This is a genomic window from Pseudomonas sp. NPDC077649 (assembly GCF_044542855.1).
In the GTDB taxonomy this organism is placed as follows: Bacteria; Pseudomonadota; Gammaproteobacteria; order Pseudomonadales; family Pseudomonadaceae; genus Aquipseudomonas.
Genome location: NZ_JBITVF010000008.1, coordinates 90,403 through 115,672 on the forward strand (window position 1 = coordinate 90,403; position 25,270 = coordinate 115,672).

Sequence of the window (25,270 nt, forward strand, 5' to 3'; positions counted from 1 at the left end):
AAGGCTTAGAAACGCTCGATATCGGCCTTGGCTTCGAGCTGCTTGCGGTAGGCGGCGAAGTCCTGCTGACCGGCGCGCGAGGCCAGGAAGTTGCGGTACATGCCCAGCTCCTCCGCGCTCAGCGCCTGCTCCGGCACATTCACCCCATCCAAACGCAGCAGCACGTAGTCGCCGTTGTTCAGCGTCACCCCGGCATAGGTCGGCGTGCCGGCGGCAACCGGCTTGGGCATGCGGAACAGCGCCTGCAGCACCTTGGGCTCGACGCCCTCCTGGCTGCGCGTCGCCGCTTCCTGCACCTGCCAGCTCTCGCTGCTGCCCTCGCCGGCCTGCACCGCCGCCAGCAGCTTCTCGCCTTCGGCCTTGGCCGCGGCCGCGGCGCGCTCCTGCAACAGGTGGCTGCGAATGCTCTCGGCGACCTGCTCCAGCGGCAGCTGTTCGGGCTTCTTGTGCTCCTTCACCCGGACCACCACGACCGTGCTCGGATCCAGTTCGATGGTGGAGCTGTTGTTGCCGTCTTCCAGTACTTCCGGGCTGAACGCCGCCTGCAGCACCTGGCGGTTGGCGGTGACACCAGTGGCGCCGCCTTCGCGACCGACCGCCTCGCTGACCTTGACCTCCAGACCGAGCTCCTGCGCCGGCTGCGCCAGATCGGAGGCCTCGAACGCCGCGTCTTCCAGCTGCTTGGTGGCCTCGACGAAGCGCTGCTCGACCTGCTGCGCCTTGTAGTCGCGCGCCAGCTTGTCCTTCAGGCTGTCGAAACTCGGCACCTCGGGCGCCTGCACGCCGAGCAGTTTGATCAGGTGCCAGCCGAATTCGCTCTTCACCGGTGCAGACACCTGGCCCTGCTGCAGGGCGTAGAGCGCCTCTTCGAAAGACGGGTCGTAGACGCCGGGGCCGGCGTAACCCAGATCGCCGCCATCGGCAGCGGAGCCCGGATCCTGGGAGAACTCCTTGGCCAGCGCGGCGAAGTCCTCGCCGGCGTCGATACGCGCCTTGAGCTCCTCGAGCTGGGTACGCGCCGCCTCGTCGTCGCCCTCGATCAGGATATGCGCCGCCTGGCGCTGCTCGGCCAGGTTGGCGATTTCGCTCTGATACAGCGGCTGCAGCTCTTCGTCGCTGACCTCGACCTGATCGAAGAAGCTGTCCTTGTGCAGCTCGACGTACTCCAGCACCACCTGCTCGGGGCTCATGAACTCGCTGGCGTGTTCGTCGTAATAGGCCTGCACGTCGCCATCGGCCAGCTCGACCGTCGCCGGGTCGGCCTTGATCGCCAGGCTGGCGAAGTCGCGGGTCTGCCGCTCCAGGCTGGCGAACGTACGGGCTTCCTGCTCGGTGACGAAGCTGCTGGCACCGAGGCCGGCGCGCAGCTGACCGATGAGCATTTCCTCTTCCAGCATCCGGCGGAACTGCAGGCGGCCGTAGCCCATCTGGCGGATCACCTGATCGAAGCGCGCGGCATCGAATCGGCCATCGACCTGGAATTCGGGGGTTTGCAGAATGACCTGATCCAGCGCCGCCTGGGAGAAGGCGAAATCGGCATCGCCGGCGCCCTGCAGCAGCAGCTTGCGGTCGATCAAGCCCTTGAGTGCGGACTCGCGCAGCAGGCGCTCGTCGAGCAGCGAGGCATCGAAATCACGCCCCAGCTGTTGCAGCAGCTGACGACGCTGCATTTCCACGGCCTGGCCCAGCTCGTTGAGCGTGACCTCGTCACCGTTGACCGCGGCAGCATTCTGGCTGTTGCTGGTGCCGGTGAGAATCGCCTCGAAGCCGGTAAAGGCCATAAGCAGGACGATGAGGCCGATGATGGTTTTGGCAATCCAACCCTTTGAATTGTCCCTGATATTTTGCAGCATGCTTCCCCCAGAACGTCCGTAAAGAATGACCGGCCGCGCAGCGTGGGTAATGTCCGGATAGAAGAAAGGCGCATCCGAGGATGCGCCTTCTCGTAACGTGCGAAGCGGCTGATGCGGGCTGAGCCGACCTTGGCGCTTCGCGACCGCTGCGCAACCTGTGTGCAGCGGCGGGGCAAAGACCCGGAAGACGCTTAGTTGACGGCGTCTTTCAGAGCTTTACCGGCTTTGAAGCCCGGGATCTTGGCAGCAGCGATGCTGATCGGCTTGCCGGTCTGCGGGTTGCGACCAGTGCGAGCAGCGCGCTCTTTGACAGCGAAGGTACCGAAACCAACCAGTACAACGGAATCGCCAGCCTTCAGAGCGCCAGTGACGGATTCAATCACTGCATCCAGCGCGCGGCCAGCAACAGCTTTCGGGATATCAGCAGATGCAGCGATGGCATCGATCAGTTCCGACTTGTTCACTCTAAGTCCCCTTATTTCTGTTGAGTTTGTTTCTTGATTTTTAGTGTAAGCAAAGCGGGTGCTGGATGGCCTGCCGACACAATAAGAGCCGCTTTATAACAAGGGCTCAAAAAATGTGTCAAGGAAGCCCCCCGGCTAATGCGTGCTGATTCGCTCCTTGGAATCAGACTCGCGTTTGTCATCCGTTGCAACCATCTCCGGAGCCGCATCGGGCAAGGGCTCCGGGGCGTATTGCAGCGCAATTTGCAGGACCTCGTCAATCCATTTAACCGGTTTAATCTGCAGGTCTTGCTTAATATTTTCCGGAATTTCCCGCAGGTCGCGCACGTTTTCTTCCGGAATGATCACCGTCTTGATCCCGCCCCGGTGAGCCGCCAGAAGTTTTTCCTTGAGCCCGCCAATGGCCAACACCTGACCACGCAGGGTGATCTCGCCGGTCATGGCCACATCGGCGCGCACCGGAATCTGGGTCAATGCCGACACCAGCGCGGTGCACAGGCCGATACCCGCGCTGGGGCCGTCCTTGGGCGTGGCGCCTTCCGGCATATGGATGTGAACGTCGCGCTTCTCGTTGAAATCGGCGGCGATCCCCAGGCTCTTGGCGCGACTGCGGACCACGGTCATTGCAGCGGTCATGGACTCGGCCATGACGTCGCCGAGCGAGCCGGTCTTGATCAGCACGCCCTTGCCCGGTACCACGGCGGTTTCGATGGTCAGCAACTCGCCGCCCACCTGGGTCCAGGCCAGACCGGTGACCTGGCCGATCTGATCCTGCTGCTCGGCCAGGCCGTAGCGGTACTTGCGCACGCCGAGAAAATGCTCCAGCGACTCGGCCGTGACCTGTACCTGGAAGCGCTTCTCGCGCAGGTGCTCCTTCACCGCCTTGCGGCAGACCTTGGCGATCTGCCGCTCCAGGCCGCGCACCCCGGCCTCGCGGGTGTAGTAGCGGATGATGTCGCGAATGGCGCCTTCGTCGAACGCCAGCTCGCCCTTCTTCAGGCCGTTGGCCTGGGTCTGCTTCGGCGCCAGATACTTGATGGCGATATTGACCTTCTCGTCCTCGGTATAGCCCGGCAGGCGGATGACTTCCATGCGGTCCAGCAGCGGCCCGGGAATGTTCATCGAGTTGGCGGTGCAGAGGAACATCACATCGGACAGGTCGTAATCGACTTCCAGATAGTGATCGTTGAAATTGTGGTTCTGCTCCGGATCGAGCACCTCGAGCAACGCCGAGGCGGGGTCGCCGCGCATGTCCTGGCCCATCTTGTCGATCTCGTCGAGCAAGAACAGCGGGTTGCGCACGCCGACCTTGGTCATCTTCTGGATCAGGCGGCCGGGCATCGAGCCGATGTAGGTGCGGCGGTGGCCGCGAATTTCGGCTTCGTCGCGTACACCGCCCAGGGCCATGCGCACGAACTTGCGGTTGGTCGCGGTGGCGATGGATTCGGCCAGCGAGGTCTTACCCACGCCGGGCGGACCGACCAGGCAGAGCACCGGCCCCTTGAGCTTCTTCACCCGTTTCTGCACGGCGAGGTACTCGAGGATGCGCTCCTTGACCTCCTCCAGGCCGTAGTGGTCGGCATCAAGAATGCTCTCGGCGCGCGCCAGATCGAGACGCACCTTGCTCTCGGCCTTCCACGGTACGTTGACCAGCCAATCGATGTAGGTACGCACCACGGTGGCTTCGGCAGACATCGGCGACATCTGCTTGAGCTTGTTCAGCTCGGCATTAGCCTTGGTCAGCGCCTCCTTGGACAGACCGGCGTTGTCGATACGCTTGCGCAACTCGTCTAGCTCGCTATGCCCTTCGTCTATGTCCCCCAGCTCCTTCTGAATGGCCTTCATCTGCTCATTCAGGTAGTACTCGCGCTGGCTGCGCTCCATCTGCTTCTTGACCCGGCCGCGAATGCGCTTTTCCACCTGCAGCAGGTCGATCTCGGCATCCAGCAGCGCCAGCACATGCTCGACACGAGCGGACAACGAGGTGATTTCGAGGATCTCCTGCTTCTGCTCGATCTTCAGCGCCATATGCGCCGCCATGGTGTCGACCAGCCGGCTCGGCTCGTCGATGCCGTTGAGCGAGGACAGCACCTCGGCCGGCACCTTCTTGCCCAACTGCACATACTGCTCGAACTGGCTCAGCAGGCTGCGGGTGAACACCTCGGACTCGCGCTCGGCGGTGTCGCCCTCCTCGATCAGCTGCACCTCGGCACGACAATGACCGTCGACCTCTATGAAGCGCTCGATGGCGCCGCGCTGCTCGCCCTCGACCAGCACCTTGACGGTGCCGTCGGGCAGCTTGAGCAGCTGCAGTACGGTGGCGACGGTACCGACCCGATACAGATCCTGATCATCCGGATCATCGACCGCAGGATTCTTCTGGGCGACCAGAAGAATCTGCTTGTCGCCCGTCATCGCTGCCTCCAGGGCTTCGATAGATTTCTCGCGCCCGACAAAAAGCGGGATCACCATGTGCGGATAGACCACAACATCGCGCAATGGCAGGAGAGGCAATTCGATGGTTGTCTTCATGATTTCGGCTCAGCGGCGGCCATAAGGCCGTAAACAGATGGGATTACCCTTGGCTTTTAAGATGGGGGTAGGCCCGGCAAAAAACAAGCACTGCGGCCAGAAAAGCGAAGGGGCCCAGCGGGCCCCTTCATTGCACCATGTAACTTGAGCGTTACACGTCTGGCGCGGCTTTGGCTTGCGGCTCGCTGTTCTCGTAGATCAGCAGCGGCTTGGAGCTGCCTTCGATCACGCTCTCGTCGATCACCACCTTGCTCACTTCCTGCTGGGAAGGGATCTCGTACATGGTGTCGAGCAAGATACCCTCGAGGATCGAACGCAGGCCGCGGGCGCCGGTCTTGCGCTCCAGGGCCTTGTGTGCGACTGATTTCAGCGCATCCGGACGGAACTCCAGATCCACCCCTTCCATCTCGAACAGCTTGGCGTACTGCTTGGTCAGCGCGTTCTTCGGCTCGGTGAGAATCTGCACCAGCGCCGCTTCATCCAGCTCCTCGAGGGTGGCGATCACCGGCAGGCGACCGACGAACTCGGGGATCAGACCGAACTTGACCAGATCGTCCGGCTCCACTTCACGCAGGGACTCGCCGAGTTTCTTACCGGTGTCCTTGCTGCGCACCTCGGCGTTGAAACCGATGCCACCCTTGGTCGAGCGCCCCTGAATGACCTTCTCCAGGCCGGAGAAGGCGCCGCCGCAGATGAACAGGATGTTGCGCGTATCGACCTGCAGGAACTCCTGCTGCGGATGCTTGCGCCCGCCCTGCGGCGGAACCGAGGCCACGGTGCCTTCGATCAGCTTGAGCAGCGCCTGCTGCACGCCCTCGCCCGACACATCGCGGGTGATCGAGGGATTGTCCGACTTGCGCGAGATCTTATCGATTTCATCGATATAGACGATGCCCATCTGGGCCTTCTCGACGTCGTAGTCGCACTTCTGCAACAGCTTCTGGATGATGTTCTCGACGTCCTCGCCCACGTAACCGGCTTCGGTCAGGGTGGTGGCGTCGGCGATGGTGAACGGCACGTTGAGCAGACGCGCCAGGGTTTCCGCCAGCAGGGTCTTGCCCGAGCCGGTCGGACCGATCAGCAGAATATTGCTCTTGCCCAGCTCGACATCGTCTTTCTTGTCGCGCTGGTTGAGGCGCTTGTAGTGGTTGTACACCGCTACCGAAAGCACCTTCTTGGCCCGCTCCTGACCGATCACATACTGATCGAGGATGCTGCTGATTTCCTTGGGAGCCGGCAATTTGTGCGCACTGCTCTCGGCCTGGGCTTCCTGCACCTCCTCGCGGATGATGTCGTTGCACAGGTCGACGCACTCGTCGCAGATGAATACGGAGGGACCGGCAATCAATTTGCGTACTTCATGCTGGCTTTTGCCGCAGAAAGAGCAATAGAGCAGCTTGCCGTTGTCCTCGCCGTTGCGGGTATCAGTCATTCGATCAATCCAATACGGTAGGCTTGAAACACAAGATGAAGGCAAATGCGGGCATTTTCAAGCCCGCGACGCGGCCGACTCGTCGCCGACCGCTCTATGGCGCGGTGCTTCAGACCGCCAGTTGACGCTTGTCCAGAACCTTGTCGATCAGACCGTACTCCACCGCCGCCTCGCCGCTCATGAAGTTGTCGCGGTCGGTATCCTTGGCGATAACCTCGATCGGCTGGTTGCAGTGGTCGGCGAGGATCTTGTTCAGGCGCTCGCGAATGGTGAGGATCTCGCGGGCATGGATCTCGATATCCGAGGCCTGGCCCTGGAAGCCGCCCAACGGCTGGTGGATCATCATGCGCGAATGCGGCAGGCAGTAACGCTTGCCGGCGGCGCCGCCAGCCAGCAGCAACGCCCCCATGCTGCAGGCCTGGCCGATGCAGATGGTGGAGACGTCCGGCTTGATGAACTGCATGGTGTCATAGATCGACATGCCGGCAGTCACCGCACCGCCCGGCGAGTTGATGTACAGGTGGATGTCCTTGTCCGGGTTCTCCGCTTCGAGGAACAGCAGCTGCGCCACCACCAGGTTGGCCATGTAGTCTTCGACCGGGCCGACCAGGAAGATCACCCGCTCTTTGAGCAGGCGCGAATAGATGTCGTAGGCACGCTCACCGCGGGCCGACTGTTCGACGACCATGGGCACCAGGCCGCCGGCGGCCTGGATGTCGGGCATGTGTTGCATAAAAGGATTGCGGGACATGTCTTGCGCTCACTCCCTAAATAGTCATGTCTCAAATACGCATAAGCCAGCACTAAGGCTGGCTTATGGTGTGCTCGAACGAGGTTGCGAGATCAGTCGGCTTTCGGGGCTTCTGCCGGCTTGACTGCGTCTTCGTAGGAGACCGTTTTGTCGGTCACGTTGGCCTTCTGCAGAACAGTATCTACAACTTGTTCTTCCAGTACAACCGAGCGAACTTCGTTCATCTGCTGGTCGTTCTTGTAGTACCAGGCCACGACCTGCTCCGGCTCCTGGTAGGCCGACGCCATTTCCTGGATCAGCTCGCGCACGCGGGCGTCATCGGGCTTCAGCTCGAACTGCTTGACCACTTCGGCGACGATCAGACCCAGCACGACGCGGCGCTTGGCCTGCTCCTCGAACAGCTCGGCCGGCAGCTGATCCGGCTTGATGTTGCCGCCGAACTGCTGAACGGCCTGCACGCGCAGACGGTTCACTTCGTTGCTGATCAGCGCCTTCGGCACTTCGACCGGGTTGGCGGCCAGCAGGCCATCCATCACCTGGCTCTTCACCTTGGACTTGATGGCCTGGCGCAGTTCGCGCTCCATGTTCTTGCGTACTTCGGCGCGGAAGCCTTCCAGACCGCCTTCCTTGATGCCGAACAGGGCGAAGAACTCGTCGTTCAGCTCAGGCAGTTGCGGGGCGGAAACGCTGTTCACAGTGACGGTGAACTCGGCGGTTTTGCCGGCCAGGTCGAGGTTCTGGTAGTCCTCGGGGAAGGTCGGGGTGATCACGCGCTCTTCACCGGCCTTGACGCCGACCAGGGCATCTTCGAAGCCCGGGATCATGCGACCGGAGCCCAGCACCAACTGGGTGCCCTTGGCGCTGCCGCCGGCGAAGGCTTCGCCGTCGATCTTGCCGACGAAGTCGATGTTCAGCTGGTCGCCATTCTCGGCGGCACGCTCGACGGCTTCGAAACGGGTGTTCTGCTTGCGCAGGATGTCCAGCATGTTGTCGACGTCGCTATCGACCACGTCGGCTTGCAGGCGCTCGATGGCGATGGAGTCGAAACCGGCAACCTGGAACTCGGGGAACACTTCGAAGGTGGCGACGTATTCCAGATCCTTGCCCTTCTCGAAGGACTTCGGCTCGACGGACGGCGCACCAGCCGGGTTCAGCTTCTGCTCGACCACGGCTTCGTAGAAGGTGGCCTGGATCAGGTCGCCCAGAGCTTCCTGACGAGCGGCGTCTTCGTAACGCTGACGGATGACGCTCATCGGCACCTTGCCAGGACGGAAGCCAGGAACCTTGGCGCGACGGGCAGTCTGCTGCAGACGCTTGTTGACTTCGGTCTCGATGCGCTCGACGGGGACGCCGACGGTCATGCGGCGCTCAAGAGCAGAAGTGCTTTCAACAGAAACTTGCATGGATATTCCTCGTTGCACAGACATAAGCCGGCTCGAACCGGCCCCGAATCAAGGGCATGCATTCTAGAGGGTCGATGTGCAGAAGTCACCCTAGAAGCAGGCGGCAGTCGGGAGGGCTAGATAAAGATGGTGCGGACGGAGAGACTCGAACTCTCACACCTTGCGGCGCCAGAACCTAAATCTGGTGTGTCTACCAATTTCACCACGTCCGCGTGGTCGGAACCTTAAAACAAAAACGCCAGGCTTTGGGGCCTGGCGTTCTGGAATATGGGGTGGACGATGGGAATCGAACCCACGACACCAGGAGCCACAATCCTGTGCTCTACCAACTGAGCTACGCCCACCATATTGCTTTTTTGCTTGCATGCCTAGCTGCCAAATGGCACGCCCGGCAGGACTCGAACCTGCGACCATCCGCTTAGAAGGCGGATGCTCTATCCAGCTGAGCTACGGGCGCCTATCCATCTGCAAGCGCAGACTTAAAGCTTTCGGCTTAGGCTCTACCACAAGGGCTTTACCGCTGCCGTCTTACCCAGCGACTGGCTGTGCTCGACAAGCGGGGCGAATGTTATAGAGGCGGCCACACCCCGTCAACAGAAAAAATCAAAAAAATTCAGCGATATAAAGGAGTTACGCGAAAACGACGGCAGGCGCCTTTGCCCGGGGGAGCGCCCATGCGAGAATGCGCGTCCTTTTTTCATCCTTATTAATGGTTAATCAGCGCAATGACCGCACAACTGATCGACGGCAAGGCGATCGCCGCCAGCCTCCGCCAGCAGATTGCCCAACGTGTCGCCGAGCGCCGCCAGCAAGGCCTGCGCGCGCCGGGCCTGGCCGTGATCCTGGTCGGTACCGATCCCGCCTCCCAGGTCTATGTGTCCCACAAACGCAAGGACTGCGAAGAGGTCGGTTTCCTCTCCCGCGCCTACGACCTGCCAGCCGAGACCAGCCAGGCCGATCTGCTCGCCCTGATCGACGAACTCAACGAAGACCCGGCCATCGACGGCATCCTGGTGCAACTGCCGCTGCCCGAACACCTGGACTCCTCCCTGCTGCTCGAGCGCATTCGCCCGGACAAGGACGTGGACGGTTTCCACCCCTACAACATCGGTCGCCTGGCCCAGCGCATGCCGCTGCTGCGCCCCTGCACGCCGAAGGGCATCATGACCCTGCTGCAAAGCACCGGCGTCGATCTGTACGGCATGCATGCCGTAGTAGTCGGCGCCTCCAATATCGTCGGCCGGCCGATGGCCATGGAGCTGCTGCTGGCCGGCTGCACCGTCACCGTCACCCACCGCTTCACCAAGGATCTGCCGACCCACGTTGGCCAGGCCGACATCGTCGTGGTCGCCGCCGGCAAGCCTGGTCTGGTCAAGGGCGAGTGGATCAAGGAAGGCGCCATCGTCATCGACGTCGGCATCAACCGTCAGGAAGACGGCAAGCTGGTCGGCGACGTGGTCTACGAGACTGCCCTGCCCCGCGCCGGCTGGATCACCCCGGTGCCGGGCGGCGTCGGCCCGATGACCCGCGCCGGGCTGCTGGAAAACACCCTGCACGCCGCCGAACACCTGCATAAGTAAGCAGCGCTCACAACGAACAACGGCACCCGCGGGTGCCGTTGTCGTTTCTGCCTTACCGATCAGTTGCGCGTCTGCTCCCAGGACTTGAGCAGCTCGTCATAGGCGATGGTCTCGCCCTTGGGCTTTTCGTTGTCCAGCTTCGGTTTCGGCGCACCCGGCTGATCCAGCCAGTATTGCGGATCACGCGGCTCGTTCAGCTTTGGCCCGCATTCACCCAGCACGCCGGAGCGCTCCAGGCGGCCGAGCATGGTGTCCTGCGCCGCGGCCAGACCATCGAGCGCCTGCTGCGGGGTCTTGTCGCCGCTGGCGGCCTCGGCGATGAACTGCCACCACAGCTGGGCCAGACGTGGATAGTCCGGCACGTTGGTGCCGGTCGGCGTCCATTGCACCCGCGCCGGGCTGCGGTAGAACTCCACCAGCCCGCCGAGCTTGGGCGCGGCGTCGGTCATGGCCTGGGAATTGATGTCCGACTCACGAATCGGCGTCAGGCCGACCAGGGTCTTCTTCAGCGACACGGTCTTGGAGGTGACGAACTGGGCGTAGAGCCAGGCAGCCAGACGCTGCTTCTCCGGGGTGGACTTGAGGAAGGTCCAGGAGCCGGCGTCCTGATAGCCGAGCTTCATGCCCTCCTCCCAGTACGGGCCCTTGGGCGACGGTGCCATGCGCCACTTCGGCGTACCGTCCTCGTTGACCACCGGCAGGCCCGGCTTGGTCATGTCGGCGGTAAAGGCGGTGTACCAGAAGATCTGCTGGGCGATGGCGCCCTGCGCCGGCACCGGCCCGGCCTCGGAGAAGGTCATGCCCTGGGCCTCCGGCGGGGCGTACTGACGCATCCAGTCGACGTACTTGCTGGTGGCGTAGACCGCCGCCGGGCCGTTGGTGTCGCCGCCACGGGCGACGCTGGAGCCCACCGGCCGGCAACCGTCGACACGAATGCCCCATTCGTCCACCGGCAGGCCGTTGGGCAGGCCCTTGTCGCCACCGCCGGCCATGGAGAACCAGGCATCGGTAAAGCGCCAGCCCAGCGACGGGTCCTTCTTGCCGTAATCCATATGGCCGTAGACGCGCTGGCCGTCGATTTCCTTGACGTGCACCGAGAAGAACTCGGCGATGTCCTCGTAGGCCGACCAGTTGACCGGCACGCCCAGCTCGTAGCCGTAGATTTCCTTGAACTTGGCCTTGAGCTCCGGGCGCTCGAACCAGTCGGCGCGGAACCAGTAGAGGTTGGCGAACTGCTGGTCCGGCAGCTGGTAGATCTTCTTGTCCGGCCCGGTGGTGAAGGAGATGCCGATGAAGTCCTCGAGATCCAGGGTCGGCGAAGTGAAGTCCTTGGCCTCGCCGGCGATCATGTCGCTGATCGCCACCGCCTTGCCGTAGCGCGCGTGGGTGCCGATCAGGTCGGAGTCGTTGACCCAGCCGTCGTAGATGTTCTTGTCCGACTGCATCTGCGTCTGCAGCTTCTCGACCACGTCGCCTTCCTGCAGCAGGTCGTGCTTGAGCTTGATGCCGGTGATCTCGCTGAAGGCGCGAGCCAGCACCTTGGACTCGTACTCGTGGGTGGTGATGGTTTCCGACACCACGCTGATGTTCATGCCGCGGAACGGCTCGGCGGCCTTGATGAACCATTTCAGCTCTTCGAGCTGCTGCTCGGGCGTCAGGGTCGAGGGATTGAACTCCTCGGCGATCCATTTCTTCGCGGCCTCCTCAAAGGCATCGGCCCAGGCCGCACCGCTCAAACCGGACAACGCCAGCAGGGCGGCCAACGCCATGCTATGTCGGGTCTTGTTGTTATTGTCGAACATAGAGACCTCCATCTCAGGATATGGGGAGAGGCATACCGGTGGCAGCCCGGCTCAGCCCCAGCGCATGACTGCGCACAACCACAACAGCGATAGCAGCGAGGCTATCCACACGCTCCAGTCGGTCACGCCTATCACCAGCAGGTGCAGGTAGGCGCTGCCGAGCAGACCGATAAACAGCCGATCGCCCCGGGTGGTGGCAATCGGCAGAAAACCCTTGCGCTCGACGCAAGGCCAGCGCAGCTCGACCAGCGTCATGCCGGCCAGCAGCATGGCGATGCCGGCGAAGAACAGCGCGGTCGGTAGAGTCCAGGCCATCCAGCTCATGACGAACCTCCCTTACACGCGACCGAGGGCGAAGCCCTTGGCCACATGGTTGCGAACGAACCAGATCACCAGCATCCCCGGAAGGATGGTCAATACCCCGGCAGCGGCCAGCACGCCCCAGTCGATGCCCGAGGCGGACACGGTACGGGTCATCACCGCCGCGATGGGCTTGGCGTCCACCGAGGTCAGGGTGCGCGCCAGCAGCAGCTCGACCCAGGAGAACATGAAGCAGAAGAAGGCAGTGACGCCGATGCCGGAGCGAATCAGCGGAATGAAGATCTTCACGAAGAACTTGGGAAAACTGTAGCCGTCGATATAGGCCGTCTCGTCGATTTCCTTGGGCACGCTGGACATGAAGCCCTCGAGAATCCACACCGCCAACGGCACGTTGAACAGGCAGTGGGCCAGCGCCACGGCGATATGAGTGTCGAACAGGCCGATGGACGAGTACAGCTGGAAGAACGGCAGCAGGAACACCGCCGGCGGCGCCATGCGGTTGGTCAGCAGCCAGAAGAACAGGTGCTTGTCGCCAAGGAAGCGGTAGCGCGAGAAGGCATAGGCCGCCGGCAGCGCCACGCTGAGCGAGATCAGGGTGTTGAGGCTGACGTAGTACAGCGAGTTGAGGTAACCCTCGTACCAACTGCGGTCGGTGAAAATCACCCGGTAGTTGTCCAGGGTGAAGTTTTGCGGCCACAGACTCAGGCCGCCGAGGATCTCGGTATTGCCCTTGAACGACATGTTCAGCAGCCAGTAAATCGGCACCAGCAGGAACAGGAAGTAGAGCAGCAGCACCAGGCGTTTGCGCAGCATCATGGTCGGCCTCAGCGGGTTTTGTCGTCGTGGGTCATGGCGGTGTAGAACAGCCAGGACACCAGCAGGATGATCAGGAAGTACACCAGCGAGAACGCCGCCGCCGGGCCCAGGTCGAACTGGCCGATGGCCATTTGCGTCAGGGTCTGGCTGAGGAAGGTGGTGGCGTTGCCCGGCCCGCCGCCGGTGAGCACGAAGGGCTCGGTGTAGATCATGAAGCTGTCCATGAAGCGCAGCATCACCGCGATCAGCAGCACGCTTTTCAGCTTGGGCAGCTGAATATGGCGGAACACCGCCCAGTTCGACGCGCGGTCGATGCGCGCCGCCTGGTAGTAGACGTCGGGAATGGCGCGCAGCCCCGAGTAGCACAGCAGCGCCACCAGCGAGGTCCAGTGCCAGACGTCCATGATCAGCACCGTCACCCAGGCGTCCATGGTGTTGGAGGCATAGTTGTAGCTGATGCCCAGCTTGTTCAACACCCAGCCCAGCAGGCCGATGTCGGCGCGGCCGAAGATCTGCCAGATGGTGCCCACCACGTTCCACGGGATCAGCAGCGGAATGGCCATCAGGATCAGGCACAGCGAGGCCCAGCGCCCGCGCGTCGGCATGCACAGGGCGATGGCGATACCCAAGGGAATCTGGATCAGCAGCACGCAGGCGGAGAAGATGAACTGGCGCAGCAGCGAATCGTGCAGGCGCGGGTCCTGCAGCACCTGGCGATACCAGTCGACGCCGACGAAATAGCGGGTGGACGGATCGAAGATGTCCTGCACCGAGTAATTGACCACCGTCATCATCGGCACGATGGCGCTGAACGCCACCAGCAGGAACACCGGCAGCACCAGCCACCAGGCCTTGTTGTTCTGCACCCTCATGGCGCCACCTCCACCAGGTAGTCTTCGGCGTAGAGCATCAGCCACTGCGCCGGGAAGCTCAGGTACACCTGCTCGCGCGGCACCGGCTGATCCTCCTGCAGGCGCGCCTTGAGCACCTGGCCGTCGAGGTCGAAGGTGAGGATCTTGTAGGTGCCGAGGTCCTCGACGTGCAGCACCCGACCGCACAGCGCGTCTTCGTAGGCGCCATCCCAGACGTGGACGAACTCGGGACGGATGCCCACCTGCAGGCGCTTGCCGTCCAGCTCGACCAGGCGCTGGTTGAGCGCGTCGGAGAGCGGCAATACCGTCCCGGCAAAACGCACCCCGCCCTCGCAGCGCTGCACCTCGATCAGGTTCATGCCCGGACTGCCGATGAAGTAGCCGACGAAGGTGTGCCCGGGGCGCTCGAACAACTCGCGCGGCGTGCCAAACTGGACGATCTGCCCGCCGTACATCACCGCGATCTTGTCGGCGAAGGTGGAGGCCTCCAGCTGGTCGTGGGTGACGTAGACCATGGTGATATTGAACTGCTCGTGGATCTGCTTGAGCTTGCGCCGCAGCTTCCACTTCAGGTGCGGGTCGATCACCGTCAGCGGCTCGTCGAAGAGGATCGCCGACACGTCGTCGCGCACCAGGCCGCGACCCATGGAGACCTTTTGCTTCTCGTCGGCGGTGAGGTTACGCGCCTTCCTGTGCAGCAGCGGATGCAGTTCCAGCACCTCGGCGATCTCGTGCACCTTGCTCATCACCCGCGCTTCGTCCAGGCCCTGGTTGCGCAACGGGAAGGCCAGGTTGTCGAACACCGTCATGGTGTCGTAGACCACCGGGAACTGAAAAACCTGGGCGATATTGCGCTGCTGCGGCGACAGCGCGTTGACCGCCTTGCCGTCGAACTGCACCTCGCCCTGCGACGGGCTGAGCAGGCCGGAGATGATATTGAGCAGGGTCGACTTGCCGCAGCCCGACGGCCCCAGCAACGCATAGGCGCCGCCCTGCTGCCAGACGTGATTCATCTCGCGAATTGCATAGTCTTCCGGCGCCTTCGGTGCGCCGCTGTAGCTGTGCGCGAGGTTGTGCAGACGAATCTCGGCCATCAGGCGGCCCTCCCCTGACGGCGGCTGGGCGCCTGCACCAGTTGCCCGTCGGCGGCGAAGACGAACAGCTTGTGGGTGGGGATATAGATGAGGATCGGCGCATCCACCGCGTACTCGTGCACCCCGGGTAGGTGCAACACCAGCACGAACTGCTCGTTGCGCACGTGGAGGAAGGTTTCCGAGCCGCTGATCTCGGCCAGCTCGACGGTCACGGCCAGTTCCAGATCATCGTCGTTGGACGGCACCAGGCCGATATGACTGGGCCTGACGCCGAAGCGGTACTCGCCCTCGGCGATGCCGCGCAGATCGGGGTTGAGCGGAAAGTGCACGCAATCGGCGAAGCTCACCTCGGTGCCACTGATGCGCCCCGGCATCAGGTTGATCGCAGGTTCCGAGAACAGCTCTGCGGCCAGCACCTGCTGCGGGCGATGGTAGACCTCGGCGGTCCTACCGCTCTGCACCACCCGTCCTTCGTGCAGGATGGTGGTGGTGCCACCCAGGGCCAGCGCCTCGTTGGGCTCGGTGGTGGCGTAGATGGCGATGGTGTGGCGCGCCTGGAACAGCTCGCGCATTTCCTGACGCAGCTCCTCGCGCAGCTTGTAGTCGAGGTTGACCAGGGGCTCGTCGAACAGGATCAGCGAGGCATCCTTGACCAGCGCCCGCGCCATCGCCGTGCGCTGCTGCTGACCGCCGGACAGCTCCAACGGATAGCGCGACAGCAGTTTCTCGATGCGCAGCATGCGCGCCGTGGCCTCGACCTTCTCGACGATCTGCTCCTTGGCCACACCGGCCTGGCGCAGCGGCGAGGCGATATTCTCGAACACCGTCAGGGTCGGGTAGTTGATGAACTGCTGGTAGACCATCGACACGTTGCGCTGGCGCACCGGCACCCCGGTGACATCGGCGCCGTTCATCAGCACCCGCCCGCTATTGGGCCGATCCAGCCCGGCCATCAGGCGCATCAGGCTGGTCTTGCCGGCCAGGGTACGACCGAGCAGAACGTTGAAGGAGCCGGGTTCGAAACTGAGGCAGGCATCGTCGATATGCACCTGGCCGTCGACGATACGGGTGACGTGTTCGAGCTTGAGCGACATGGCCTGTCCTTTTTCTTGTGCTGCCATTCGGTTTCGAACACCTACAGCGACAAGCGTGCCAGACCGCCAAAAATCAGAATATCTATCTGTTCCAGAAGAGAAATAAGCGCAGAGCCGGGTTGCTGGACGATGTTCGACTGAACACTTTTGAACAGTCGAATGTGAACAACTGAACAATTCGTTCGTTGACATTGAACAGTGTTGAACGAGACTGGACCCATCGCGACGCAGATCGCGAACCGACAAGAAGAGATCGCACCATGACAGAAGCTGCCCGTGCCCCGGCGCACGACACCATCATCCAGGAGTCCTGGTCGCGCTGCCGTGACTACGGCCTGACCCACCAGAGCACGCCGCGCTTCGACCCGCCGCCCCCCGGCGAACTCTCGGCCCTGCTGGAAAGCCGCCAGGCCTTGGTGCAGACCACCCACCAGGAGGTGCTGCCCTACTACGGCACCATCCTCGCCAACTCCAACTGCCTGATCATGCTGGCCGACGAGCAGGGCCGGCTGCTGCAGTCCTGGGGCGACCGGCGCTTCATCGAGCCGCGCCAGGCCGCCGGCTTCGTCGCCGGCGCCAGCTGGCTGGAGCGCTACACCGGCACCAATGCCATCGGCACCGCACTCGGTTGCGGCCAGGCCGTGCATATCCAGCACGACGAGCATTTCCTCAAGGCCAACCGCTTCATGACCGGTTCGGCCTCGCCGATCTTCGACGAACAGCGGCGCATGATCGCCGTGCTCGACGTCTCCAGCGACAGCTACCTGCCGCCGGCGCATACCCTCGGCATGGTCAAGATGATGAGTCAGTCGGTGGAGAACCGCCTGATCCTCAAGCTGTTCGCCGACCAGTACCACCTGCTCAGCTTCAACACCAGCCTGGACAACCTCGACAGCCCCTGGGCCGGCCTGGTGGTGTTCGACGAACAGGGCCATGTGGTCTCGGCCAACCGCCGCGCCGATAACCTGCTCGGCCAACCGCTGGCCTACGGCGCCATCGAGCAGCTGTTCGACGTGCCCCTGCAGCAACTGCTCAACCAGCCGGACGGCCAGCCATTCGGCCTGCGCACCAGCGGCCAGTTGCGTTTCCATGCGCGGATTCGACGCCCGGCGCAGCCGGCACCGATCCAGGCCCGCGATTTCCGCCCGCAGACCGCACCGCGCCCCAGCGGCGAACCCGAGCTGCATGCGCTGAGCCTGGGCGATGCGCGGATGGACAAGGCCATTCGCCAGGCCGAACGCCTGCTGGAGAAGGACATTCCGATCCTGGTGCAGGGTGAAACCGGCGCCGGCAAGGAGGTCTTCGTCAAGGCCCTGCACCGTGCCAGCTCACGCGCCAGCCACCCCTTCGTCGCGGTCAACTGCGCCGCCATTCCGGCGGAACTGGTGGAATCGGAGCTGTTCGGCTACGAAAAGGGTGCCTTCACCGGCGCCAGCCAGAAGGGCCATGTCGGCCTGATCCGCAAGGCGCACAAGGGCACCCTGTTTCTCGACGAGATCGGCGACATGCCGCTGCGGGTGCAGGCCCGTTTGCTGCGCGTGCTGCAGGAGCGCTGCGTGCAGCCGCTGGGCAGCAGCGAACAGCATCCGGTGGACGTGCGGCTGATTTCCGCGACCAACCGCCCGCTGCGCCAGGACGTCGACAGCGGCCAGTTCCGCGCCGATCTGTACTACCGCATCAGCGGGCTGAACCTAGAACTGCCGCCGCTGCGCGAACGCAGCGACAAGCAGGCGCTGTTCCAGCGGCTGTGGGAGCAGCACCGCGAGCCCAAGCAATGGGCCGGACTCAGCCGCGAGGTGGTGGAACTGTTCCAGCATCATCCCTGGCCGGGCAACCTGCGTCAGCTCAGTAGCGTGCTGCGCGTGGCGCTGGCCATGGCCGACGACCAGCCCATCCGTACCGAGCACCTGCCGGACGACTTCTTCCTCGATCTGCCGGCGAGCGCACCCGGTACGGCGCAGGCATCGTCGGTCGAGCCCAGCGATCTGGCCAGCCAGTACCGCGCCTGCGGCGGCAACGTCTCAGGCCTGGCGCGGCGCCTGGGCGTCAGCCGCAATACCCTGTACAAGCGCCTGCGCGAGCAAGGCGTGCGCGTCTAGCGCGGGAGGTTGCATGCCACACGAAGCCTTCTGTCGCGAGGCCGGCAACGGCCCGGCGGTGGTCTGCCTGCACGCCAACGCCAGCAGTTCCAGCCAGTGGCAAGCGCTGATGGAGCGCCTGGCGCCCGACTACCGAGTCCTCGCGCCCGACGCCTACGGCGCCGGCAAGAGTCCGGACTGGCCGTCGGATCGGCAGATCAGCCTGGGCGACGAAGTCGGGCTGATCGAGCCGCTGCTGGCGAGGGCCGGCGCGCCGCTGGCGCTGGTCGGTCACTCCTACGGCGCGGCGGTGGCCCTGCTCGCTGCCCTCAGGCACCCCGAGCGGATCGCCGCCCTGGTGCTCTACGAACCGACGTTGTTCGCCCTGATCGATGCCCGGCAACCGCCGCCCAATGCCGCCGACGGCATTCGCGCGACAGTGGCGCAATCGGCGGCCGCTCTGGATGCGGGCGATCCCGCGGCGGCCGCCGAACACTTTATCGACTACTGGATGGGGCCCGGCAGCTGGCGGCAGATGCCCGAGCGGCGTCAGGCCCCCATCACCGCCTCGGTGCGCAACGTGCGCCGCTGGGCTTATGCGCTGCTCAGCGAGCCCACAGCGCTAGCGGCCTTCACCACGCTGCGCGTGCCGGTGCTATACCTGATCGGCGAGCGCTCGACCGCCGCCGCGCACGCGGTGGCCGAGCTGTTGCTGGCCAGCCTGCCCCGGGTCGAGCGGCTTGAATTCGCCGGTCTCGGCCATATGGGCCCCGTCACGCACCCGCAGCCGGTCAACGAGGCGATTGCAGCCTTTCTCGCCCTGCATCACCCTGTACGCTGATCTCACTGGCTAGCATTGGCGACGCCGCCGCATCGCCAGCGTCGCGCTAACGAGCGCGCACAACATGACAATTCACCTCATATAAACTCAATAACCAACTGATTTTAATGAAATTAAAAATCCTAGAATCTACTTTAAGTCGCCTGCGTGCAGCGTTTCTGCTGGGCTTGCTGCTCGGCGCCGGCGACACTCTGGCCGGCAGCACGGCGAAGCAGCAGATCGAAACGGCGGTGAACGCCATCATTGAACCGCTGATGGCCGAGCACGCCATTGCCGGCATGGCGGTCGCCCTGAGCGTCGAGGGCCGGCGCTACACCTTCAACTACGGCCTGGCCTCGAGGGAAACGGGGCAAGCCGTCGACGACGTCACCCTGTTCGAGATCGGCTCGGTCAGCAAGTTGTTCAGCGCCACCCTGGGCGCCTACGCCGCGGCCAGCGGCACACTCGACCTGCACGACAGCGCCAGCCAGCACCTGAGCGAGCTGCGCGGCGGCCCCTTCGAGCAGATCAGCCTGCTCGACCTGGCCACCTACAGCGCCGGCGGCCTGCCCCTGCAGTTTCCCGAACAGGTGCTGGATCGCGCGTCGATGCTGGCCTATTACCGCAGCTGGCAACCGAGCTATGCCACCGGCACCCAGCGCCTCTACTCCAACCCGAGCATCGGCCTGTTCGCCCACCTGGCCGCCGCCAGCCTGGGCGAGCCTTTTGCCGAATCGATGGAACGGCGGCTGTTTCCGGCCTTCGCCCTGACGCAAAGTTATATCCAGGTACCGCCCTCGCGCCTGCCCGCCTACGCCCAGGGCTACGACAAGGCGGATCAGCCGGTGCGGGTCAACCCCGGCATGCTGGACGCCGAGGCTTATGGGGTAAAAGCCAGCGCGGCGGATCTGCTGCGTTTCGTCGAGGCCAACCTGCACCCCGAGGCGCTACCCGAGCCTTGGCCGCGCGCCGTGGCGATGACCCAGGCCGGCTATTACCGGGTCGGCGACATGAGCCAGGGCCTGGGCTGGGAGCGCTACGCCTACCCCATCGACCTGGCGCGCCTGCAGGCCGGCAACTCCGCGGACATGGCGCTGCAGCCACAGGCCATCGAGCGCTTCGACGCGCCCATACCCGCCACAGGCGACCTGCTGCTGAACAAGACCGGCTCGACCAACGGCTTCGGTGCCTACGTCCTGCTGCTGCCGGCACGGGACATCGGCCTGGTGCTGCTGGCCAACCGCAACTACCCCAACGCCGAGCGGGTGCGGGTGGCCCTGCAGATACTCGAGGCGCTGCCGCGCTGAATGTCGCTGTAGCCCGATGCAATCCGGGCAGGCGCCGACTGCAGGCTGGCGCGGTCACGGCGCTTGGCAGATGAAACCCGCCAGCGCCGGGCGCCGCAGTTGCCTCATCAGCCCGGATGCGGTCAGCGGCGAGCCCTCGCCGAGCGGCAGCCCGGCCGCCGCCAGCGCCTCGACGACCCAGGTGTTGCAGGTATTGAGCAGCGAGTAGCGGCCGTTGGCCCGGTAGAAGCGACTGTGCCCGTACAGGCCGGGGCCGAGCGCTTGCGGCCGACCTTCGGCATCCAGGGCGAAGCCGGCCTGCAGGTAGTCCAGCAGACGCTGGTAGCCCGCCTCGTCCAGCGCCAGGGTCATCTGCCCGCCAGTCGGCCGCGCGACCAGCTGCACCAGGTGCAGCACGCTGTCGCCCGACCAGAACAGCGCCTGCACGCCCTGAGCGAAACCGGCATCCGGGTTGCGGTAGAAGCCCTCGTCGCCCCAGCCCAGCTCGATAAAACCCGTGCCAGGGAAGTCCTCGGCCAGGCCCGGCAGGCGCTGCAGCAGGTCGGCTGCCGGCAGCAGCAGGCCGGCGTGCAGGCCGTGGTCGACCACCTGCACCGCCCTGCGCGGGGCGCAATCCGGCGGCGCCTGGGGAGGCTCGGGCGCAGTGGCGCAGCCGAGCAGCAGCACGACAAACAGCAACGGGATGCGCATAGGCGGTCGACTCGCAGCCGGGATCAGGCTCAACCATAAGCCAGATCCCGCCCATCCGTGCACGCGGGCCGCGCTAACCGAAGCGCGGCACCCGCTCACCCTCCTCCAGCTGCTGCAACAGCGCCGCACGGGTCGCATCGCGCAGGCGGATCGCCTCCAGCCAGCTGTTCTGCTGCGCCCTCAGCGGCGCACAGAACTCGACCCGCAGCGAACTCCGACGAGGCAGCCAGTGACCGTCGCGCAGCCACTCGCGCGTACCGCCGATGGCCAGCGGCAGCAGCTCGGCGCCACTGCGCGCGGCCAGGACGAAGGCACCCATGCGCAACGGCCGCAGCCCCGGCTCGGGGCCGAAGGTGCCCTCGGGGAAGATCACCAGCGACTCGCCTGCCGCCAGCGCCGTCAGCAGTGCCTCGGCATCGGCGGCGCCACCGCGCGGGTCGACGCGCTCGACGAAGTGGGCGCCGAGCCGGCGCAGGAAACGCCCGGCGATGCGCTGCTCGGCCAGCTCGCGCTTGGCGACGAAGGCGAACTGCGGCGGCAGCACGGCGCAGAGCAGCAGACCGTCCAGGTAGCTGGCATGGTTGGCGGCCAGGACCTGTACCGAAGCGGTGGACAGCCGCTGCAACCCGCCGACCGCCGGCGACACGCCGGACAGCGCGAGGTACAGGCGCGCCCCGGCCCGCGCCCACAGACGACACCAGCGCCGCCGCGGCAGCAGGGCCACGCCGAGCCAGGTCGGCGCCGCCAGCAACGCGAACAGCAGCCAGCAGTACAGGCCATAGAGCCACGCGCCGGCATCACGCCAGCTGCGCCGCAACTGCCCGCGCAGGCCCTGGCCGACCAACCGCAGCAGCTGCCGCCAGACCGCCAGACGCGGCCGGCCTATGTCGCCGCGCTCGTAGGCCTCGCGGCAGGCCGCGCGGCGGATCTTGCCGCTGGAGGTCTTCAGCACGCTGTGCGGCGGCGCCAGGACGATGTCGTCCGGCGGCACGCCGGCCAGCTCGAGCACCACGCGGCTGACCTCCTGCTGCAGTTGCCGACGCCGCCCGGCCTCCTGCTCCAGGGTTTCCGCCAGCACCACCAGGCGCTCCGTGCCACTGGCCGGATCCTGGCTGCCGAACACCGCGACGCAGCCCTTGCGCAGCCCCGCCAGGTTGCCCACCGCGGTTTCCAGGTCGTAGGGGTAGATATTGCGCCCGGCGCGGATGATCAGGTCCTTGGCGCGCCCGGTCAGGTAGACCTCGCCGCCGGCCATGTAGGCCAGGTCGAGCGAGTCCATCCAGCCGTCGCGCAGGACCCGGCGGGTTTCCTCCGGGTTGCGCAAGTAGCCGGCGCTGGTGGACGGGCCGCTGAACTGCAGGTGCCCTTCGCGGCGCTCGGGCAGTTCGACGCCGCGCTCGTCGACGATGCGGATGCGGTGCCCCGGCAACGGCCGGCCGCAGGCGACGAACTGCAGCACCGCGTCATCCTGCACGCCCGCCGGCCGCGCCTCGCCGCGGCGCTGGAACGCCTCGCGCTGCACCCGGTCGACCAGCAGCCCGCGGCCCAGCGGCGGAAAGGCCACGCCCAGGGTCGCCTCGGCCAGGCCGTAGACCGGGGTCTGCGCGGCCGGGGCCAGGCCGTAGCGGGCAAAACGCTCGGCGAAGCGCCGCAGGGTGTCCGGGTTGACCGGCTCGGCGCCGTTGCAGGCCAGGCGCCAGCAGCTCAGGTCGAGGCCCTCCAGCTCCGCCTCGGGCAACTTGCTCAGGCACAGTTCGTAGGCGAAGTTGGGCGCCGCCGACAACGTGCCGCGCAAGCGATGGATGGTCCACAGCCAGCGCGCCGGGCGGGCGAGGAAGGCCAGCGGCGACATCAGCGCCAGGCGCACGCCGTGGTACAGGCTGCCCAGCCAGGCGCCGATCAGGCCCATGTCGTGATACATCGGCAGCCAGCTGACGAACACATCCTGCGGCCCCACCTGCAGGGCCTGGCCCATGGCGCGCAGGTTGGCCAGCAGGTTGGCGTGGCTGACCATCACCCCCTTGGGCTGGCCGGTGCTGCCCGAGGTGTACTGCAGGAAGGCGAGGTCCTGCGCGCCCCTGGCCGGCGTGACGCAGCCACCGCCCTCGCCGGCCAGTTCGGCGACGCTGGCGATACGCCGCAGGCTCGGCACCTGCGGGCGCAGCAGGCGGGCCAGCAGGCGCGCCTCGCTCACCGTGATCAGCAGCCGCGCCTCGGCGTTGGTGAGGATGCCGACCTGGCGGCGCAGGTGCTCCTCGATCTGCGACAGGCGCAGGGGCGGATAGATGGGCACGGGCACCCCGCCGGCCAGCAGGATGCCGAAGAAGGCGTAGAGAAAGTCGCGCCCGGTGGGCAGCATCAGCGCCACCGCCTGTCCCGGCCGCAGGCCGCCGAGCTGCAGGCCGGCGGCCACCGCCTGGGCGCCGCGGTGCAGAGCGCCGTAGCTGATGTCCTCTTGCTCGTCGCCCTCGCCCAGCAGGTGCACGTGGGTGCGTTGCGGGTGGCGGCGCGCGTGCCACTCCAGCACCTGCATCAGGGTCTGCGCCGTCGCCGGCACCCGGGCGGTGTCCGCCTCGGTGTCGGGCGCGACGACGGGCGACGCGGCGGCCGCCGGCGCAGTGCGCCCCTGCAGCGCCCGCAGCAGGTCGGCGGGGGTCTCGGCACTGGCGAACAGGCTATCCGGCAGGCGCACGCCGAATTCCTGCTCGATGCGCGCCCACAACTCGGCGCGGGCCAGGCTGTCCAGGCCCAGATCGCGATCCAGCACGCTGTCCAGGCCCGGTTGCAGCGCAGTCGCGGCCTGCGGGCGCAACTCGCTGACGGTGTGCCGCACGATCTCCAGCAGGCGCTCCACATCCCTTTCGCAACCCGGCGCGGCCTTGGTTGACGGTGGCGGACGAGACATCGGCGACCCTCACAGGTTGTGTAGGTCAGTGGCCATTATGCGCCCAATAGGCAAGATGGGCGTTCCGCCTGACGAGACGGCCACCCCCGGCTAGGCTTGCAGCTACCAACGCGATGAAAGAGAGAGCCGCATGCCAAGCAGTCTCGCCCCCGGCGTACGCCGCCGAGAAGTCTGGGCCTGGGCGATGTTCGACTTCGCCAACTCCGGCTACACCACGGTGGTGATCACCGCGGTGTTCAACGCCTACTTCGTCGCCGTGGTGGCCGGCGGCCAGGCCTGGGGCACCCTGGCCTGGACCAGCGCAATCGCCCTGTCCTATGCCCTGGTCATCCTCAGTGCGCCGCTGCTCGGCGCCTATGCCGACGCCCTCGCCTGCAAGAAGCGCCTGCTGCTGGTCAGCGCCCTCGGCTGCATCCTGTTTACCGCGGGGCTGGCACTGGCCGGGCCGGACACGCTGGTCGTGGCGCTGATCTTTATCGTGCTGTCGAACTTCTGCTTCGGCACCGGCGAGAACCTGATCGCCGCCTTCCTCCCCGAACTGGCCCGACGCGAGGCGCTGGGCCGGGTCTCGGGCTGGGGCTGGGGCTTCGGCTATATCGGCGGGCTGGTCAGCCTGGGCGCCTGCCTGGCCTACGTGACCTGGGCGCAGGCACAGGGCCAAAGTGCCGAGCAGTTCGTGCCGGCCTGCATGCTGATCACCGCGGCGCTGTTCGCCATCGCCTGCACGCCCACCTTTCTCTTCCTGCGCGAGCGCAGCCGGCCGCAGCTGGGCGCCGCCACCGGCGCACGGGCGGCCTGGGCACGCCTCGCCCAGACCCTGGGCGAGGCCGGGCGCTACCGCGACCTGCTGCGTTTTTTGCTGTGCACCGTGTGCTACCAGGCCGGCATCTCGGCGGTGATCACCCTGGCCGCCATCTATGCCGACCAGGTCATGGGCTTCAGCACCCAGGACACCCTGCTACTGATCTTCGCGGTGAACGTCACCGCCGCCATCGGCGCGGTGCTGTTCGGCTGGCTGCAGGACCGCATCGGCCACCGCGCCACCCTGAGCCTCACCCTGCTGGGCTGGATCGCCATGGTCGGTCTGGTCTGGGCGGCCCAGGGGCCGGGGCTGTTCTGGCTGGCCGCCAACCTCGCTGGCCTGTGCATGGGCGCCAGCCAGTCGGCCGGGCGCGCCATAGTCGGGCTACTGGCGCCGTCGACGCGCCTGGCGGAGTTCTTTGGCCTGTGGGGCCAGGCGGTCAAGCTGGCGTCCATCCTCGGCCCCATGACCTACGGCCTGACCAGTTGGCTGTCGGGCGGCGACCACCGCCTGGCGATGCTGATCACTGGCAGCTACTTCGTCATCGGCCTGCTGATCCTGGCCAGCGTCGACCTGGAGCGCGGCCGGCGCGCGGCGCTGGCATAAACGACAAGGGCCACTCGAAAGCGGCCCTTGTCGTGTTACCTGCGCAAT

At 65.3% G+C, this 25,270-nt stretch carries 19 protein-coding genes and 3 tRNA genes; 5 read left to right on the plus strand and 17 right to left on the minus strand.

The annotated features are described in order from the left end of the window. Window positions 1-5: 5 nt before the first annotated feature. From ACIGFL_RS21030 to ACIGFL_RS21070, 9 genes are all read right to left on the minus strand, one after another. On the minus strand, window positions 6-1,853 hold the full coding sequence (locus ACIGFL_RS21030; protein ID WP_397498449.1) for a SurA N-terminal domain-containing protein: 1,848 nt from the start codon (window positions 1,851-1,853) through the stop codon (window positions 6-8). Window positions 1,854-2,044: 191 nt separating this feature from the next. Beyond that, a complete protein-coding gene (gene hupB / locus ACIGFL_RS21035; protein WP_003239952.1) occupies window positions 2,045-2,317 on the minus strand; it encodes a nucleoid-associated protein HU-beta in 273 nt (90 codons plus the stop codon). A 135-nt stretch (window positions 2,318-2,452) separates the two neighbouring features. After that, the gene (gene lon / locus ACIGFL_RS21040) at window positions 2,453-4,849 is read right to left on the minus strand and encodes an endopeptidase La (protein ID WP_397498450.1); all 2,397 of its coding nucleotides are present in this window, start codon (window positions 4,847-4,849) and stop codon (window positions 2,453-2,455) included. Window positions 4,850-5,000: 151 nt separating this feature from the next. Further along, complete coding sequence (gene clpX, locus ACIGFL_RS21045; RefSeq protein ID WP_021443957.1) at window positions 5,001-6,281, minus strand: ATP-dependent Clp protease ATP-binding subunit ClpX; 1,281 nt, start codon at window positions 6,279-6,281, stop codon at window positions 5,001-5,003. Window positions 6,282-6,390: 109 nt separating this feature from the next. Further along, entirely contained in the window at window positions 6,391-7,032 is a 642-nt protein-coding gene (gene clpP, locus ACIGFL_RS21050; RefSeq protein ID WP_031303098.1) for an ATP-dependent Clp endopeptidase proteolytic subunit ClpP, read from the minus strand. Window positions 7,033-7,124: 92 nt separating this feature from the next. Beyond that, the gene (gene tig / locus ACIGFL_RS21055; RefSeq protein ID WP_122107985.1) at window positions 7,125-8,435 is read right to left on the minus strand and encodes a trigger factor; all 1,311 of its coding nucleotides are present in this window, start codon (window positions 8,433-8,435) and stop codon (window positions 7,125-7,127) included. A gap of 127 nt (window positions 8,436-8,562) precedes the next feature. Continuing rightward, window positions 8,563-8,647: transfer RNA gene (locus ACIGFL_RS21060), tRNA-Leu, on the minus strand. A 56-nt stretch (window positions 8,648-8,703) separates the two neighbouring features. Beyond that, window positions 8,704-8,779 (minus strand) — tRNA-His (locus ACIGFL_RS21065). 36 nt (window positions 8,780-8,815) lie between these two features. Continuing rightward, window positions 8,816-8,892, minus strand: a tRNA-Arg gene (locus ACIGFL_RS21070). Between the two features lie 268 nt (window positions 8,893-9,160). Here ACIGFL_RS21070 and folD point away from each other — a divergent pair. After that, window positions 9,161-10,015 (plus strand): bifunctional methylenetetrahydrofolate dehydrogenase/methenyltetrahydrofolate cyclohydrolase FolD, encoded by an 855-nt coding sequence (gene folD, locus ACIGFL_RS21075; RefSeq protein WP_021445157.1) that lies wholly within the window; start codon window positions 9,161-9,163, stop codon window positions 10,013-10,015. Window positions 10,016-10,074: 59 nt separating this feature from the next. Here folD and ACIGFL_RS21080 read toward each other — a convergent pair whose 3' ends face one another. The 6 genes from ACIGFL_RS21080 to ACIGFL_RS21105 are packed head-to-tail and all read right to left on the minus strand — an operon-like array spanning window position 10,075 to window position 16,014. After that, window positions 10,075-11,817, minus strand: coding sequence for an ABC transporter substrate-binding protein (locus ACIGFL_RS21080; protein ID WP_397498451.1), 1,743 nt, complete (start codon window positions 11,815-11,817; stop codon window positions 10,075-10,077). A gap of 51 nt (window positions 11,818-11,868) precedes the next feature. Continuing rightward, window positions 11,869-12,141 (minus strand): DUF2160 domain-containing protein, encoded by a 273-nt coding sequence (locus tag ACIGFL_RS21085; RefSeq protein ID WP_397498452.1) that lies wholly within the window; start codon window positions 12,139-12,141, stop codon window positions 11,869-11,871. Between the two features lie 12 nt (window positions 12,142-12,153). Then, entirely contained in the window at window positions 12,154-12,954 is an 801-nt protein-coding gene (locus ACIGFL_RS21090) for a carbohydrate ABC transporter permease (protein WP_021445160.1), read from the minus strand. 8 nt (window positions 12,955-12,962) lie between these two features. After that, window positions 12,963-13,826, minus strand: a complete 864-nt coding sequence (locus ACIGFL_RS21095; protein ID WP_397498453.1) for a carbohydrate ABC transporter permease — start codon at window positions 13,824-13,826, stop codon at window positions 12,963-12,965. Beyond that, window positions 13,823-14,920 (minus strand): ABC transporter ATP-binding protein, encoded by a 1,098-nt coding sequence (locus ACIGFL_RS21100; RefSeq protein WP_397498454.1) that lies wholly within the window; start codon window positions 14,918-14,920, stop codon window positions 13,823-13,825. Before ACIGFL_RS21100 ends, ACIGFL_RS21095 begins: the two co-directional genes overlap by 4 nt. Next, window positions 14,920-16,014, minus strand: coding sequence for an ABC transporter ATP-binding protein (locus tag ACIGFL_RS21105; RefSeq protein ID WP_397498455.1), 1,095 nt, complete (start codon window positions 16,012-16,014; stop codon window positions 14,920-14,922). Before ACIGFL_RS21105 ends, ACIGFL_RS21100 begins: the two co-directional genes overlap by 1 nt. 260 nt (window positions 16,015-16,274) lie before the next feature. Here ACIGFL_RS21105 and ACIGFL_RS21110 point away from each other — a divergent pair, with 260 nt between their 5' ends. The 3 genes from ACIGFL_RS21110 to ampC all read left to right on the plus strand — a co-directional run bounded on the left by ACIGFL_RS21110 (window position 16,275) and on the right by ampC (window position 20,219). Further along, window positions 16,275-18,113 carry a sigma-54-dependent Fis family transcriptional regulator gene (locus ACIGFL_RS21110; protein WP_397498456.1) on the plus strand — a complete coding sequence of 613 codons (1,839 nt, stop codon included), beginning with the start codon at window positions 16,275-16,277 and terminating at the stop codon, window positions 18,111-18,113. Between the two features lie 13 nt (window positions 18,114-18,126). Continuing rightward, on the plus strand, window positions 18,127-18,933 hold the full coding sequence (locus ACIGFL_RS21115) for an alpha/beta fold hydrolase (protein ID WP_397498457.1): 807 nt from the start codon (window positions 18,127-18,129) through the stop codon (window positions 18,931-18,933). A 107-nt stretch (window positions 18,934-19,040) separates the two neighbouring features. Next, entirely contained in the window at window positions 19,041-20,219 is a 1,179-nt protein-coding gene (gene ampC, locus ACIGFL_RS21120) for a class C beta-lactamase (RefSeq protein ID WP_397498458.1), read from the plus strand. 54 nt (window positions 20,220-20,273) lie between these two features. Here the strand turns inward: ampC and ACIGFL_RS21125 are convergent, their stop codons facing one another. Beyond that, entirely contained in the window at window positions 20,274-20,909 is a 636-nt protein-coding gene (locus ACIGFL_RS21125; RefSeq protein ID WP_397498459.1) for a DUF2459 domain-containing protein, read from the minus strand. A 73-nt stretch (window positions 20,910-20,982) separates the two neighbouring features. Continuing rightward, window positions 20,983-23,763: an AMP-binding protein gene (locus ACIGFL_RS21130; protein WP_397498460.1), complete on the minus strand. Its 2,781-nt coding sequence runs from the start codon at window positions 23,761-23,763 to the stop codon at window positions 20,983-20,985. 181 nt (window positions 23,764-23,944) lie between these two features. On the opposite strand from ACIGFL_RS21130, the gene ACIGFL_RS21135 reads away from it, so the two are divergent. Further along, a complete protein-coding gene (locus ACIGFL_RS21135; protein ID WP_397498461.1) occupies window positions 23,945-25,222 on the plus strand; it encodes an MFS transporter in 1,278 nt (425 codons plus the stop codon). The last annotated feature ends 48 nt before the right edge of the window (window positions 25,223-25,270 follow it).

What these genes read in the sequence shown, in the direction of transcription:
- ACIGFL_RS21105 (WP_397498455.1), bottom strand. Translation starts at nt 16,014, where the DNA reads ATGTCGCTCAAGCTCGAACACGTCACCCGTATCGTCGACGGCCAGGTG.
- ACIGFL_RS21110 (WP_397498456.1), top strand. Translation starts at nt 16,275, where the DNA reads ATGACAGAAGCTGCCCGTGCCCCGGCGCACGACACCATCATCCAGGAG.
- ACIGFL_RS21090 (WP_021445160.1), bottom strand. Translation starts at nt 12,954, where the DNA reads ATGATGCTGCGCAAACGCCTGGTGCTGCTGCTCTACTTCCTGTTCCTG.
- ACIGFL_RS21125 (WP_397498459.1), bottom strand. Translation starts at nt 20,909, where the DNA reads ATGCGCATCCCGTTGCTGTTTGTCGTGCTGCTGCTCGGCTGCGCCACT.
- clpP (WP_031303098.1), bottom strand. Translation starts at nt 7,032, where the DNA reads ATGTCCCGCAATCCTTTTATGCAACACATGCCCGACATCCAGGCCGCC.
- ampC (WP_397498458.1), top strand. Translation starts at nt 19,041, where the DNA reads ATGAAATTAAAAATCCTAGAATCTACTTTAAGTCGCCTGCGTGCAGCG.
- ACIGFL_RS21030 (WP_397498449.1), bottom strand. Translation starts at nt 1,853, where the DNA reads ATGCTGCAAAATATCAGGGACAATTCAAAGGGTTGGATTGCCAAAACC.
- lon (WP_397498450.1), bottom strand. Translation starts at nt 4,849, where the DNA reads ATGAAGACAACCATCGAATTGCCTCTCCTGCCATTGCGCGATGTTGTG.
- ACIGFL_RS21100 (WP_397498454.1), bottom strand. Translation starts at nt 14,920, where the DNA reads ATGGCCGAGATTCGTCTGCACAACCTCGCGCACAGCTACAGCGGCGCA.
- ACIGFL_RS21115 (WP_397498457.1), top strand. Translation starts at nt 18,127, where the DNA reads ATGCCACACGAAGCCTTCTGTCGCGAGGCCGGCAACGGCCCGGCGGTG.
- ACIGFL_RS21080 (WP_397498451.1), bottom strand. Translation starts at nt 11,817, where the DNA reads ATGTTCGACAATAACAACAAGACCCGACATAGCATGGCGTTGGCCGCC.
- ACIGFL_RS21135 (WP_397498461.1), top strand. Translation starts at nt 23,945, where the DNA reads ATGCCAAGCAGTCTCGCCCCCGGCGTACGCCGCCGAGAAGTCTGGGCC.
- ACIGFL_RS21085 (WP_397498452.1), bottom strand. Translation starts at nt 12,141, where the DNA reads ATGAGCTGGATGGCCTGGACTCTACCGACCGCGCTGTTCTTCGCCGGC.
- clpX (WP_021443957.1), bottom strand. Translation starts at nt 6,281, where the DNA reads ATGACTGATACCCGCAACGGCGAGGACAACGGCAAGCTGCTCTATTGC.
- tig (WP_122107985.1), bottom strand. Translation starts at nt 8,435, where the DNA reads ATGCAAGTTTCTGTTGAAAGCACTTCTGCTCTTGAGCGCCGCATGACC.
- folD (WP_021445157.1), top strand. Translation starts at nt 9,161, where the DNA reads ATGACCGCACAACTGATCGACGGCAAGGCGATCGCCGCCAGCCTCCGC.
- ACIGFL_RS21095 (WP_397498453.1), bottom strand. Translation starts at nt 13,826, where the DNA reads ATGAGGGTGCAGAACAACAAGGCCTGGTGGCTGGTGCTGCCGGTGTTC.